The sequence below is a fragment of the Pseudomonas sp. 3HC3 genome (assembly GCF_044904505.1).
GTDB lineage: Bacteria > Pseudomonadota > Gammaproteobacteria > Pseudomonadales > Pseudomonadaceae > Aquipseudomonas > Aquipseudomonas putida_Y.
In genome coordinates, this window is the sequence record NZ_JADDRH010000019.1 from 39,419 (window position 1) to 53,322 (window position 13,904).

Annotated in this window: 13 protein-coding genes; 4 read left to right on the forward strand and 9 right to left on the reverse strand. The window is 62.4% G+C overall.

Annotation, left to right across the window (positions count from 1 at the left end):
* Window positions 1–22: 22 nt before the first annotated feature.
* Complete coding sequence (locus tag INQ47_RS20850; protein WP_252459614.1) at window positions 23–1,042, reverse strand: Glu/Leu/Phe/Val dehydrogenase dimerization domain-containing protein; 1,020 nt, start codon at window positions 1,040–1,042, stop codon at window positions 23–25.
* A gap of 124 nt (window positions 1,043–1,166) precedes the next feature.
* Here INQ47_RS20850 and INQ47_RS20855 point away from each other — a divergent pair, with 124 nt between their 5' ends.
* Complete coding sequence (locus INQ47_RS20855) at window positions 1,167–1,973, forward strand: SirB1 family protein (RefSeq protein ID WP_392488677.1); 807 nt, start codon at window positions 1,167–1,169, stop codon at window positions 1,971–1,973.
* Here the strand turns inward: INQ47_RS20855 and maiA are convergent.
* From maiA to hmgA, 3 genes are read right to left on the reverse strand one after another with little or no spacing between them, the layout of a single operon-like run.
* Window positions 1,967–2,599, reverse strand: coding sequence for a maleylacetoacetate isomerase (gene maiA / locus INQ47_RS20860; RefSeq protein WP_176682541.1), 633 nt, complete (start codon window positions 2,597–2,599; stop codon window positions 1,967–1,969). The two genes, INQ47_RS20855 and maiA, sit on opposite strands and share 7 nt — an antisense overlap.
* A 12-nt stretch (window positions 2,600–2,611) precedes the next feature.
* On the reverse strand, window positions 2,612–3,904 hold the full coding sequence (gene fahA, locus INQ47_RS20865) for a fumarylacetoacetase (protein ID WP_252459616.1): 1,293 nt from the start codon (window positions 3,902–3,904) through the stop codon (window positions 2,612–2,614).
* A 3-nt stretch (window positions 3,905–3,907) separates the two neighbouring features.
* Window positions 3,908–5,209 carry a homogentisate 1,2-dioxygenase gene (hmgA, locus tag INQ47_RS20870; RefSeq protein WP_404702489.1) on the reverse strand — a complete coding sequence of 434 codons (1,302 nt, stop codon included), beginning with the start codon at window positions 5,207–5,209 and terminating at the stop codon, window positions 3,908–3,910.
* A gap of 112 nt (window positions 5,210–5,321) precedes the next feature.
* Here hmgA and INQ47_RS20875 point away from each other — a divergent pair, with 112 nt between their 5' ends.
* Window positions 5,322–6,155 (forward strand): IclR family transcriptional regulator, encoded by an 834-nt coding sequence (locus INQ47_RS20875; protein WP_404702490.1) that lies wholly within the window; start codon window positions 5,322–5,324, stop codon window positions 6,153–6,155.
* Here INQ47_RS20875 and INQ47_RS20880 read toward each other — a convergent pair.
* The 4 genes from INQ47_RS20880 to INQ47_RS20895 form a co-directional block, all read right to left on the reverse strand.
* On the reverse strand, window positions 6,086–9,310 hold the full coding sequence (locus tag INQ47_RS20880; RefSeq protein ID WP_404702491.1) for a hypothetical protein: 3,225 nt from the start codon (window positions 9,308–9,310) through the stop codon (window positions 6,086–6,088). The genes INQ47_RS20875 and INQ47_RS20880 overlap by 70 nt on opposite strands.
* A 392-nt stretch (window positions 9,311–9,702) precedes the next feature.
* Complete coding sequence (locus INQ47_RS20885; protein WP_404702492.1) at window positions 9,703–10,608, reverse strand: alpha/beta fold hydrolase; 906 nt, start codon at window positions 10,606–10,608, stop codon at window positions 9,703–9,705.
* 176 nt (window positions 10,609–10,784) lie between these two features.
* Window positions 10,785–11,471, reverse strand: a complete 687-nt coding sequence (locus tag INQ47_RS20890) for an LrgB family protein (RefSeq protein ID WP_392514574.1) — start codon at window positions 11,469–11,471, stop codon at window positions 10,785–10,787.
* Window positions 11,461–11,847, reverse strand: a complete 387-nt coding sequence (locus INQ47_RS20895; RefSeq protein WP_101196255.1) for a CidA/LrgA family protein — start codon at window positions 11,845–11,847, stop codon at window positions 11,461–11,463. Before INQ47_RS20895 ends, INQ47_RS20890 begins: the two co-directional genes overlap by 11 nt.
* Before the next feature lie 97 nt (window positions 11,848–11,944).
* Here INQ47_RS20895 and INQ47_RS20900 point away from each other — a divergent pair, with 97 nt between their 5' ends.
* On the forward strand, window positions 11,945–12,826 hold the full coding sequence (locus tag INQ47_RS20900; protein WP_392462175.1) for a LysR family transcriptional regulator: 882 nt from the start codon (window positions 11,945–11,947) through the stop codon (window positions 12,824–12,826).
* A 21-nt stretch (window positions 12,827–12,847) separates the two neighbouring features.
* On the opposite strand, the gene INQ47_RS20905 is transcribed toward INQ47_RS20900, so the two are convergent.
* Complete coding sequence (locus INQ47_RS20905) at window positions 12,848–13,303, reverse strand: flavodoxin (protein WP_003251656.1); 456 nt, start codon at window positions 13,301–13,303, stop codon at window positions 12,848–12,850.
* A gap of 115 nt (window positions 13,304–13,418) precedes the next feature.
* Between INQ47_RS20905 and INQ47_RS20910 the strand changes: the two genes are divergently transcribed.
* Window positions 13,419–13,847, forward strand: coding sequence for a PAS domain-containing protein (locus INQ47_RS20910; protein ID WP_392488683.1), 429 nt, complete (start codon window positions 13,419–13,421; stop codon window positions 13,845–13,847).
* Window positions 13,848–13,904 lie beyond the last annotated feature (57 nt).

Below are 13,904 nucleotides of genomic sequence, written 5' to 3' on the forward strand. Positions count from 1 at the left end.
CCCACCACGCCATCATCAACCTTCAGCCATACAACAACCGCTCCGCCAACATCTGCGCCACCCTTGCCGGCGAACGCTTCTCCGCCTGCGCATGGCCAAAGACTTCGGTCAGCCGTGAAGGGATCCGCGCCAGGTGCGCAGTAATGGTGCCCTGGTCTTCGCCCCGGTGGGTGAGTGCCACATAGATCAGCCCACCGGCATTGATGACGTAGTCAGGTGCATACAATATGCCGCGCGACTCCAGCTGGTCTGCCACCTGCAAGGTAGTCAGCTGGTTGTTGGCCGCCCCCGCCACTGCTGCGCAACGCAGTTGCATCACGCTCTGCCCGTTCAGTACCGGGCCCACGCCGCAGGGGGCAAAGATGTCGCAAGGGGTACTGATCAACGCATCGTTGGTCACCGGTTTGGCATCGAACTGCTCCATCGCCAGCCGCACCCGCCCCGGGTCCAGGTCGCTGACCAGCAGCTCTGCCCCCACCGCATGCAATTGCTCCGCCAGTGCATAACCGACATTGCCCAAGCCCTGCACCGCTACCCGCAAGCCTCTCAGGTCATCGCTGCCCAGCCGGAACGAGGTAGTGGCACGTATGCCCGCGAACACCCCCATCGCCGCATGGGGCGATGGGTCGCCCGAGGCAGTGGTGCTGGTTACATGGGGTGTGCTGTGGGCAATGCAGTCCATGTCCAATGTCGAGGTGCCACTGTCCACGGCAATGATGAAGCGCCCATGCAGGGTATCGATGAAGCGGCCAAAGGCCTCGAACAGCGCGGCGCGGTTTTCCACATGGGGGTTGCGCATGATCACCGCTTTGCCACCCCCCATCGGCAAACCGGCCAGTGCTGCCTTGTAGCTCATGCCCTGGGCCAGGCGAATAGCATCGGTCATGGCGCTTTCGTCATCGGCGTAAGGCAGGTAACGGCACCCCCCCATGGCCGGCCCCAACTGCTCACTGTGGATAGCCACAACGGCTTTCAGGCCCGTAGGCGGGTCATTGAACAGGTGCAGTGACTGGGTACGGGTGCTTTGCATCAGCGCGAACATCGACGGGCTCCCCAACGAGGTGCTCCTTCCAGTATAGGCATGGCCTCGGCGTTGACGCCGCCGCCGGACCACTGGACGAAACCACGCGCCACAGCTAATACTCAAACGTGTGTGGAGATGCCTCATGAAGCCACGTCAAGCCTGCCTGGCCTGCCTGGAACGCGAGCCTGTCGACCTGCTGGAAGCCGCATTGTGGATTGCCGCCGAGCACGACCCTGGTGTCGAGCCCGCGGCCAGCCTTGCTGCGCTTCACGACCTGCAGCGCGAGATAAGCGCCAACCTGCCGATGCTTCCACTATGCGAACTGGCCCAGCCACTGCTGCGCCAGCTTAATGCGCTGGGCTTTCAGCAGGATGAATACCACCCCTTGCGCCCGCATGCAGCGATGATGGACAAGGTATTGCAGCGCCGCCGCGGCCAACCACTGACCCTGGCCATCCTAGCTTTGGAACTGGCCAGGCGCCTGTCCATACCGCTGGAGGGTGTGGGCTTCCCTGGCCATTTCCTGCTGCGCGTGCCGGGTGCCGACCACCTGCTCGACCCCTGCGGCGGCCGGCGCCTGTACCCCAGCGACTGCCGCGAGTTGCTGGCGCGCCAGTTCGGCCCGCACCAGGCGCTGACAGCAGAGCATCTGCGCAGCGCCAGCCCGCTGCAGATGCTGCAACGCCTGTCACGCAACCTGCGCCAGCTGCACATCAGTAACGACAACCACCTGGCGGCGTTGATCGATGCCGAGCGGATCATGCAGTTGGGCCCGGTGCAGGTGAGCGACTATATGACCCGCGCCTCGCTCTACCATCATCTGGATTGCCCGCAGGCCGAGCGCTTCGACCTGGAGCATGCGTTGCTACTGACGGAAGACCCGGTCCAGCGCCTGAAGCTGTCCGAGCGAATCGGCAAGCTTCCGGCGGCGAACCGTTCACTTCACTGAGCCGGGCTGTCCGGCTGCCGGGCGGGATGGGCCATGGCGAACGCCGGGTGCGCGGCCGCCAGTGCGGCAACCCGCAGGATGCGTGGGAAGCTGTCGAGGTCGATGTTGAAGCGTTCGGCCGCGTACAACTGCGGGATCAGATACACATCCGCCAGCCCAGGTGTGTCACCAAAGCAGAAACCATGATCGCCAATCAGTTGCTCCACTGCCGCGAGCCCTTGGCTGATCCAGTGGCCGATCCACTGGTTGACCTGCCCCTCGTCCTGACCGGCCTGGCGCAGCCGGTTGAGTACGCTGACGTTGTGTAGCGGGTGAATGTCGCAGCCAATAATGGCCGCCACACCCCGTACCTTGGCCCGAGCCTCGGCTGCGGCTGGCAGCAACGCAGGCTGTGGATAAACCTCTTCCAGGTACTCGATGATCGCTGGCGACTGCACCAGCACCTCACCACCGTCGGTGCGCAAGGCCGGTACGCGGCCCTGCGGGTTGACGGCTACATAGCCCTCACCGCGCTGCTCACCCTGCAGCAGGTTGACCGGCAGGGACTGGTAAGCCAGCCCCTTCAGTGCCAGGGCAATGCGCACCCGGTAGGACGAGGTGGAACGGTAATAGGTGTACAGCTCCATACCCCTGCCTCCTCAGTTGGCTGCGATGACCGTGCCGCGGCATTCACCGAAACCGATGCTGGCCACGCCGTCACGTGTGCAGCGGGCACGCAGGATGATTTCGTCGCCGTCTTCGAGGAATTTGCGCACCTCGCCGCTGGCCAGCTCGACCGGCAGTTTGCCGCCTTCGGTGATCTCCAGCAGGCTACCGAACGATCCCGGCGTGGCACCCGACAGCGTGCCCGAACCGAACAGGTCACCCGGCTGCAGCTGGCAGCCGTTGACGCTGTGGTGCGCCACCAACTGCGCCACGGTCCAGTACATGCTGCGGGTGTTGCTCAGGGTCAGGCGGTGCGGGGCAATGCCCTGCTCGCGCATGCGCTCGGTCAGCAGCAGCACTTCGAGTTCGATATCGAATGCACCGCTGGCTTGGTCGCGCTTGTCCAGCAGGTACGACAGTGGCTGCGGGTCGCCTTCCGGGCGGGCCGGCTGGGCGCAGCGGAACGGCTCCAACGCTTCGGCGGTGACCACCCAGGGCGAAATGGTGGTGATGAAGCTCTTGGACAGGAAAGGCCCCAGTGGCTGGTACTCCCAAGCCTGAATATCGCGCGCCGACCAGTCGTTGAGCAGGCACAGGCCGGCTACGTGCTCGGCGGCATCGCCTACCGGAATTGCCTGGCCCATGTCATTGCCCTGGCCAATCCAGATACCCAGTTCCAGTTCGTAGTCCAGGCGAGCGCAAGGGCCGAAGCTCGGCTCGGTGTGCCCCGCCGGCAGGGTCTGGCCCTTGGGCCGGCGCACGTCGGTGCCGGACGGGCGGATGGTGGAGGCGCGGCCGTGATAACCGATCGGCACGTACTTGTAATTGGGCAACAGTGGGTTGTCGGGACGGAACAGCTTGCCCACGTTCTTCGCATGCTCGATGCCAACGTAGAAATCGGTGTAGTCACCGATCTGCGCCGGCACGTGCAGCTGGCAGTCACTGGCCGGGAACAACGCCGGCTTCAAGGCCGCCTGGTGTTCGCTGTGCTCACCAAGCAGCACCTGCAAACGCTCGCGCAGGGCTACGCGGGCATTGCGGCCCAAAGCGAAGAATGCGTTCAAAGACCCGCCGCGGGTGGCTTCAACGGCGGCCTTGGCCGCCCCATCGAACAGGCCAGCGACCAGCACCGCCTCCAGGTCGAGGATCGCGTCGCCGATCGCCACGCCGCAGCGCCTGGCTTCACCCGGCCGGCTGAAGATGCCCAATGGCAGGTTCTGCAGCGGGAAGTCGCTGTGCCCGTTGGCGTGCTCGACCCAACTACGGGCATTGGCAGTGTGGTTCATGGGTTATCTCCGGTTCGGGTTGAAGGTGCTCGGCAAGGTCGCCCAGCAACTATCGTAGTCGGCCTGCAATTGCGGGCACTCAAGGGCTTGCAGGCTCGGGCGCAACACCTGGCTGGTCTCGAACATGAAGGCCATGGTGTTGTCGATCTTGTGCGGCGCCAGATCGGCGGCAATGGCCTTTTCACAGGTTTCGGCGTCGGGGCCATGGGCACTCATCACCCCGTGCAACGAGGCGCCACCCGGCAGGAAGCCCTCGGCCTTGGCGTCGTAGGCGCCATTGATCAGGCCCATGAACTCGTTCATCAGGTTGCGGTGGAACCATGGCGGACGGAAGGTGTTCTCGGCCACCATCCAGCGTGGCGGGAAAATCACGAAGTCCATGTTGGCCATGCCATGCACGCTGGTGGGCGAGGTGAGCACAGTGAAGATCGAGGGGTCCGGGTGGTCGAAGCTGACCGTGCCGATGGTGTTGAAGCGGCGCAGGTCATACTTGTACGGCACGTTGCTGCCATGCCAGGCCACAACATCCAGTGGTGAGTGCTGCAGCTCACAGGCCCAGTGTTCCCCCAGGAACTTCTGTACCAGTTGCACCGGGCCTTCGGCTTCTTCGTAGTGGGCCACAGGCGTGAGGAAGTCGCGGGGGTTGGCCAGCCCGTTGCTGCCGATCGGGCCCAGGTCCGGCAGGCGCAGCGGCGCACCGTGGTTTTCCGCGATATAGCCACGTGCCTGGCCGTCGAGCAGTTCGACGCGGAACTTCATGCCTCGTGGGATCACCGCAATTTCCAGCGGTTCGACCTCCATCACGCCCAGTTCGGTGGCGATGCGCAGGCGGCCCTGTTCCGGCACCAGTAGCAGTTCACCGTCTGCGTTGAAGAACACCCGTTCCATGGACCGGTTGGCGCAGTAGATGTAGATGCTCACGCCAGCCGGTTTTTCCGCTGCGGCGTTGGCAGCCATGGGCAGCCAACCTTCGACGAAATCGGTCGGTTCGGCAGGAATCGGCTGCGGACTCCAGCGCAGGCGGTTGGGGTTGATGCCCCCCAGTGGCCCGCCGAGCGGCTGGCGCGCCAGGCGCTCGAAGCGTGGGTGCAAGGCAGAAGGCCGAATGCGGTATAGCCAGGTACGGCGCAGCTCGCTGCGGGCCATGGTGAACGCCGTGCCCGACAGCAGCTCGGCATACAGGCCGTACGGGGCCTTCTGCGGGGAGTTCTGCCCGACAGGCAGCGCCCCGGGCAATGCTTCGCTGGCGAATTCGTTGCCGAAGCCGCTCAGGTAGTGAAGGTCGGGCGACGTGTCGCGGTTCATCGATGCCTCCGGATTTTGTTTTTATCGTAATCAGATTACGAATAACGTAATTTGCTCCGCTCAAGGCGTCAAGCTATAAAGGCGACACGATAAATCCGGAACCTCCCCTCCCATGGCCAAAGCCAACTCCCCCACCGACACCGGCAAGCAGAAGGTCCGCTCGGCGGAAGTCGGCACCGACATCCTCAAGGCCCTCGCCGAACTCTCACCCTCGACTTCACTATCGCGCCTGGCCGAGCACGTGCAGATGCCTGCGAGCAAAGTGCATCGCTATCTGCAGGCGCTGATTGCCAGTGGTTTTGCCGAACAGGATGCCGCCACCAACCATTACGGGCTGGGCCGTGAGGCACTACGGGTGGGGATGGCGGCGCTGGGTAGCATCGATGTGCTCAAGGTGGCGGCGATGCCGTTGTCGCAGTTGCGAGATGAACTCAACGAAAGTTGCTTCATCGCCGTGTGGGGCAACCAGGGGGCCACGGTGGTAAGCATCGAACCTGCCGTGCGCGCGGTCACCGTGGTGACCCAGATCGGTTCGGTGCTGCCGTTGCTAAGCTCGTCCACCGGGCTGGTATTCGCCGCTTACCTGCCCGAGCGAGAAACCCAGGAGCTGCGCGACAGGGAACTGGCCGTTTTGCAACAAACCGCCAGTGACTACCACACACTGCTGGCCGGCATCCGCGAACAGGGCCTGCACCATGTGCATGGCCTGCTGATGCCGGGGGTGGATGCGCTGTCGGCGCCAGTATTCAACGCCATGGGGCAGATCGCCGCGGTGATGACCGTGGTCGGGCCGACGTCGATCTTCCATGCCGATGAACATGGGCCGGCGGCGCAGCGCCTGCTCACGGCCGCACGAACCGTGAGCTGGCGCATGGGTTACGCGGGCAACCCACACTGCGCTTCGACGTCTAGCGTTTCCTCCTCGACCAGCCAGAGCAGTTCCTGAGAGAAACCGTCATAAAGGGCGGGCGCCACCTCGCTCACCAAATCGCCGTAGTCATCGCATAGCCGCCCGATCACACGCGAGAAGGCCGTGGGCTGCGACACCTCTGCCCGGGAAAGCACGGTGATGTATTTCTGTGCGGCACCGAACAGCCGCACCAAGACCCCCGTGGAAGCCACCGTTCCTGCCACCCCAGCCGCGAACGACAGCAAGGCGGCAGAACGGTCGCCATCGCTCCATGCGATGGCCCCGGTGACGAAGGACCTGGCCGCACAGAACAGCCCGACGGCCATGGCCGCCGGTGGAAACGGCACGGTGAGGATGCCGGCCAGTACGATCCCCCACTCCACCACCACGGCCGAAATACGCTCGGCAGCACCGGCGCTGTCTTCAGCGGCTTCGTTGATCATCCGCCTGATCCGTTTCTCAAGGTCGTGGACAGGATCCCCGATACGCCCGGTCTCCCCTATCGGCGGCCGCACTCCCCTGCCTCGGGCGACGGCATCCAGCACCACCTCAATGCCATCTCCGGCGCGCAGTTGCTCTTCGATCAATGCGTTCATGCGCGACTGGTTCGATAACGGCACGCGGTCTTGGCAATAACCTGCCAAGTCGTGCTCACGCCAGGTGCTTGCCAGCTCACTGAGGGTCCGCAGTGTGGGCCCTTGCTCGATTTCTGGCAGATAGACCAGAGGCTCAAGTTCGCGGTCTCGAGCAGGTTTCAGCAGGTAGGCACCCTGGACGGGGCAATCGTCCATCCATAACGGATAAAGGTTGCATGCCGCGTCGATCGAAGTCCCCGAAAAGCTGTCGATCACCGACTCCAGCCACTGCGCATAGCGGCCGGACAAGCTGCCCTGAAGTTTCTCGCTGATCACGGCACGCCTGATCTTCAAAGCGAAAAGCGTGCGATAACACTGCCTGAGCCTTTCATATTCCGGCCTAGAGCGGTCGAGTAACTGCGCTTTCACTTCTTCGATGTACTTGCTGCCCAGGTCGGCAGCGCGGATGTAGCTCCCCAGCAGCGCCGGGCTCAGGTGCGAGATATCCTGGCCCGTAGCCGAGGTGATGCGGGCAAAGCCGGAAAAATTGTAATACGTGGGATACCCTTTGATGACGGTCTGCGTCAGTGTGCGAAAAGCATCCTCTTCCAGCGCTATCAATACCTGATCCGGGTTGATTGGGCCGCCGCGATTGCCCGGGTATGAATTGACCTTTTTCGTCACCTGTCGATGAGCGAAGGTGCGAAAGCTCGGCATCTTCATCAGTGACTGATACCTGGCCTGTGCCAGCTTGAGCAGTTGGTCGATATCAACCAGTGCCTGCTGCTCGGTACGACTGGCCTTGATGAACCAGCTTGGCGTGGTGGCCTGCTGATCCTCGATCAGGGCAGTGATCTTGCGCCTGGCCAGGGCATTGAGCACATCCAGCCACTGCTGCGACTTGATCGGCGCGAGCGTCACGCTGTGCATGGACCAGTCGGTGGGTAGCATCCCGACCTTGCGCAAATGGCGCTTGAGCGAATCATGCTGGGCCCGCGAGCATTGCCCCAGCAGGTACTCACTGCCTACCGGCAACAAGGTCCAGCTACCGATTTCGAGCGCCATTTTTTCGAGTGAGTCGAAAAGATGAAAATCGCCTCCCGGTGCCCCAGGGGCATAGAGCAGGTACTGATCGCCCTGCACCAGGCACAGCAGGTCCTTCAAGGGCGTTTGCGCACCATCGAGGCAAACCAGACCGGTGCTGATGACATTGGCCTGCATTTTCCCCAGGCGTGCGTGGTGCAACAGATCGAACGCCGCCGGGTGAAAACCCTGATGACGAGCGGCCTGATTGGCCAGCGCCAGCCGCGCATCAAGCACCTCGCACAGTGCGGCCATGGTCAAAGCGTCGTCATAGAGCGTACGGATCTGTTTGACGTAGTTCACGCGCAAATCCAGTTTTTCGATCACGCTCTGGATAGAGGTGCTCCCCAACAATGAACGGTGCCGCTCACCCAGGACTTCGACCTTGAGCTGCCCCCCGCTGTAGCCACCACTCAACGCCCAATCGAGCAGGGTGTGTGTCATCGCCTGCTCAGGGTCATCGACGTGACTGACACGCACTCGTACCTGCTCGGGGTCGATATCCAGGCCAAGGGCTTGCTGGACCTGTTTTTTGGCGAAGCTGCGCAGGTCGCGCCATTGCGCCAGACGCTCGGTGCAACGCTTCTCCTTCACCTGCAGGTCATCTTCCAGATGTCGATAGGCTTGCAGTTCCTCGCCCTGCATGAACCGCCGCCATTCGGGCAGCAGGCTGGTGCGGTAAGCTCGCACATGCCGCGCCGCACGTTTCTGCAGCGCAGCCACCAGAGGCTCAAGCCGAGCCGCACTGTCGAGCTGGGCCAGACGCCGGGCGTCATCGACCTTGCTCCGCAGGCTGCGCTGGGTGGCTTCAAGCTGGATAGCCTGCAGATCACGGATGAAATACCTGTGAAGTGGCACCTGCAGCGGCACGAAATCGAGTGTCAAACCCTCTGTAGAGAGCGCTGCCCGCTCTTGCGAAGACAACAGCCAACGCAACGGGCTGCCTTCAGCAAAGGCAGGGGCGAGTTCACGGGCTGCGCGCTCGCGTTCAGTGTCGAACCAGCAACCGCTGGCCAGGCTGTAGATCAGAAAATCCGCAGGTGCGTCCGGGTTCTGTTCGAGGTCATGACTGCTGGCAACGACACCCGGCAAGCGAAAGCGCAAATCTCCGGCAACCAGGTACACCTCATGCCTGTTTACGTTCCCGCCCTGCTCGAGGGCCTCGATACCGGCTTCCCAGGCCTTGAACGTAAGGGCCTTGAGGCGCGTTTCAGCAAACATCAGCTGGATCAAATGGGACGCCAGGGTAAGTGATTTCGAACTTAACCTGGACTGTTGCTCCCACCACTGGTCAAGCACTGCCTGCCTTTGCGGCACAAGCGACTCGACAACCGCCAACGGCAAACGCTTCTGCTCGGTGAACTGTTGTCGATGAGCCTCCGGGATCAGGCTGGCCAGTTGCGCAACCGTAGCCATCAGCTGTTGCAGCTCCTGGGCGTGAGCCATCATGGCCTTCACCTGTTCTTTCACAGAGCGTGCATCCGGGCACCTCTCACCGAAATTGGTGATGCCAAGATTGAAATCGAAAGACATGAACTGCGCTCCAAAACAAGGGAGCAGCAGAGTGAACGGATGAGAAAGGCAATAGCGCAGGGAAGCTTACCCAGCACTTGGCACTGTTGCCTGAAACGTAAAGGTGAATGTCGACAGAAGCTATTTTTCCAGACGGATCAAGCGCTTACTCTTAACTCACTGGCCGGCTTGAAGGGCTCTCCCCCCCCGCCTTTCAAGCCTGCGAGGTTCACCGACGTAGATTTTGAAGCTCCTTGATCTGACGTCTCGATTGGCCGCTGCGGCTTGCAGCGGCCTTTTTTTTGGGCGACTGAAAATGCACGCTGGCTGTCACGTGGCCGTCGATATTTTCAGCGTCGATGAGACCGAGCGCCGCACGGACAGCGCTCTATCCCATTTGCGCAAAGGCCTCGTCATGACCACGCCACTTTCGGCGGGTAAAAGCTCAGCGGCCGCTCACGAAAGGCCAGGTAGTGGCGCAGTACCTGCACTGGCGCTTCCGTATGCGGGTAATGGCCAATGCCCAGTAACTGCACGGTGTCTGGCTCCGGCACCAGTTGCCGGTAGCGCTCAAGCATGTGCGCGCCGGAAAGCGGGTCGACAATGCCATTGATCAAGCGCAGCGGCACGCCTCTACGTTGCATCGCCCCTACCCAGCGTTCGCGGTGCAACCTGCGCTCCGGCATGTAGCCCACCAGCTTGTGCAGGATGCGCGTGCCCCGGTTGGCAGCGATCAGGCTCCAGAAGTCATCCAGCGCGCTTTCACTGGGATGGGTGCAGGGGCCGTAGACCTGCATCACATTACGCACCAGATCGTCACGCCCGAACGAGCGCCCGACCAGCCAGCCAAACCGGCTGAGCAGCAGCTTCTGGATCAGTAGCATGCGGCAGCTTTCGGGGAACAGCCCGCTGTTGAGGAACACACAGCTGCCAATGTCGGCACGCTGCTCATGGTGTCGCGCCAGCAGCTCCTGCGCGACGCTGCCACCGTAGTCGTGAGCCAACAGGTGCACCGGCTCCGTGACCTGCAGGTGGGCAAGCAATGCCTGCTGCAGGTCTGCTTGCTCCATCAGGCTGTAAGTGTGATCGACGGGCTTGTCCGAATCACCAAAGCCGAGCATGTCGCAAGCGATCACCCGGAAACGTTGGCTCAGAGGGCCCCACAGGTAGTGCCAGTCCCAACTGGCGGTGGGGAAACCGTGTAACAGAAGCAGAGGCTCTCCTTGCCCTGCGGTCCAGTAGCGGATGCTCTGGCCCCGGAAGATGAAACTCTGTGCCCGGGTACGCCAGACGCACAATGGAATCTCGGCCATAGGCATCAGAAGTGTCCCGGTGTAGTGGTGTTGGCGGAATAGGGCAAGGCTGCGTTCATTGCATGTCACCTCGGCACTTACATGTGCTCTCTATGTCGAGGCAAAGTCTAGCCAGCAGCCCATTGGCTGGAACTTGCGTTGCCAGCCAGCTTGATGACTGAGCGAGTCAGTGGCACGAACGGTCAGAGGAGCAAGGCCAACAAGGGGGCCGCGAACAGGTTGAGTAGCCCGGTCAGGACCATCACCAGACCGGCCACCGAGCCTTCCTCACGGCCCACTTCCTGCGCCCGGCTAACCCCGGCACCATGCGCGCCAACACCGAACAGCGCACCTCGTGCCAGCGGCGTACGCAGCGGCAACCAACGCAACAGCACACCGCCGAACATGGCACCGAGCACGCCGGTGAACATCACGAATACCGCTGTCAGCTCTGGCACCCCTCCCAAGTCATGGGCCATGGGCATGGCAAAGGGCGTGGTGATCGAGCGCGGCACCAGCGACAGGCTGGTTGCGCTGTCCAGCGCCAACAGGTGCGCCAGCCCCCAGGAGCTGGCGATCGAGGCACTGCTGCCAGCGACCATGCCCATCATCAAGGCCGGCCAGTGGCGCGCCAGCATGGCCCGCTGCTGCCAGATCGGCACCGCGAAGGCTACGGTCACCGGGCCGAGCACGCTCATCAACCAGTGGGTGTTGCGCGCATACTCGGCATAGGCTGTATGCAGTGGCACGGCCACAGCCAACAGCAACAACGGCACCAGGATCAACGGTGACAGCAGGTAGCGTTTGCTACGCCGGTACAACCAGCGGCTGCCCAGGTAAGCCAGCAAGGTCAAGGCCAACCAGAACAGCGGCATGGGTTCAAGGCTCATGGCGCAACCTCCAGCGGCACACCAGCTCAACGGTCATGGCGGTCACTATCATCACCATCAGCGTGCTCACGGCGATCACCAGCAAGATGCGCCAGCCCTCATCACGGATCAGTGAGCCATAGTCGAGCAGGCTCATCAGCGCCGGGATGAAGAACAACAGCATCTCAGCCATCAGCCAGCCAGCACCCAATTGCAGCATGGCCGGTTTGAGCACACCCGAAGCGAACAGTATCAACAGCAGTGCCAGGCCCATCACACCACCGGGGATCGGCCAGCCCAGCCAACTGGCAATCTGGCCACCAAGCAGGAACAGCGCACAGAGAACCGCCAGCTCGACAAGCAGGCGCAGGGCTTTTTTCAATAATGCAGGTTTCATGGCGGGGTTCCTCGACAGGCCCTCATTTTAAGATTTGGCTGCCTAGGCCAGAAGCGAATTGTTAGACTGCTCACCATTCCAAAATGGAATCCTAAGCATGGAATTCAAACAACTGCGCAGCTTCATCGAAGTGGTCCACCGCGGCGGTTTTACCCAGGCGGCACAGACCCTGCACATCAGTCAGTCGGCCGTGAGCAAGCAAGTGGCCCAGCTTGAGCAAGATGTGGGCCAGCCGCTGCTGGAGCGCCAGGCTTCGCAACTGCACTTGACCGCTGCCGGCCGCATCGTGCTGGAGCGTGGCGAAGCCTTGCTGCGTCAGCGCCAGGCGCTGCTCAACGAGCTGGACGATCTCAGCCAGATGGAGCGTGGCGAACTACGCCTGGGCTTGCCGATGCTTGGCAGCGACACGCTGTTCGCCGGCTTTTTCGCCGAGTACCGGCGGCGCCATCCGAACATCGCCATCCAACTGCTGGAAGGCGGCAGCCGCAGCATCGAACAGGCCGTCAGAAGTGGCGAACTGGAACTGGGCGGCTGTTTGACGCCCACCGACGAGGCATTCGACTACCAGCCCTTTTGCAACGAACGGCTGGATGCGTTGCTGCCGGCTGGCCATGCCTTGGCCGGCCTGGACGCCGTGGGCCTGGAGCAACTGGCCGATACACCGTTTCTGCTGTATCAGCGCAGTTTTGTGCTCAACGACCGGCTGCTGAAGGCGTGCCAGCAGCAGGGCTTCACCCCCAAGGAAGGCGGGCGCAGCGGCCAGGCGGACTTTTTGGCGGCGCTGGTGGCAGCTGGCCAGGGCGTGGTGATGCTGCCCCGGGTAGTGGCAAAAGCGCTGGAGCGCCCCGGGGTGGTGCGTGTGCCGTTGAATACGCAGGAGGATTTGCGTTGGGATATCGCGTTTATCTGGCGACGCGGCGCCTACCTGTCACGGGCGGCGCAGGCGTGGTTGGCCTTGTTGCGCGAGCCCCACGGCTAACACGCCTGCACAGGTGTCGGGTCAGGCGTTCAGTGCGCTCGCCAACTCAGCCAGCCAAGGCTCGGCATCCGCTTCCGGGGTCACCGTCTCGCTCGCATCCAGGCGCAGCATTGGCTGCACTTCGCGCACGCCCAGTTCGGCGAACAGCTCACGCATCTGCTCGCCACCACCGCAATAGGTATCGCCATAACTGGAGTCGCCCAGCGCGATCACCGCGCCAGGCAGGCCACGCCAGGCTGCGGGCAGTGTGTCACGAAGGGTGCTGTACAGCGGCATGAGGTTGTCCGGCAGCTCACCCATACCGGTGGTCGAGGTCACGGCCAGCAAAGCGTCGGGGGCAAAACCCTGAAGATCCTGAAGGGTGGCACGCGCAGCATGCCAAGCCTCGAAACCCGCCGCCTTGAGCAGCGATTCAGCGTGACGGGCGACTTCTTCGGCGGTGCCATAGACCGAGCCGGAAATAATGGCGACTTTCATCGAGTAGAGGATTCCGAAACTGAGTGAAAACGTAGGATACTAGCATTCAACGCTGGCAAAAGGCCGCCCTTACCAAAGTCGCCATCTTCCGTTTTCCTTCACCTATGGCCCGGACATGATCAACGCGCAATTGCTGCAATCGATGGTCGATGCGTCCAATGACGGCATCGTGGTTGCCGAACAGGAAGGCGACGACACCATCCTGATCTACGTGAACGCCGCTTTCGAATGCCTCACTGGCTACAACCGTGACGAGATTCTCTATCAGGATTGCCGGTTCCTGCAGGCTGACGACCGTGACCAGCTTGGCCGCGCACGCATCCGCAAGGCCATGGCCGAGGGCCGCCCATGTCGCGAAGTGCTGCGTAACTATCGCAAGGATGGCAGCGCCTTCTGGAACGAGTTGTCGATCACGCCGGTGAAGAGCGACTTTGACCAGCGCACTTACTTTATCGGCATCCAGAAAGACGTCAGCCGCCAGGTCGAACTGGAACGGGAGCTGGCAGAACTGCGCGCTCGTCCGAAACCCGACGAACGCGCCTGAACCAAGTCCGCCACGCACGGTCAATTCCGTTGAAGAAATCGCCACCACCGAGTTCGA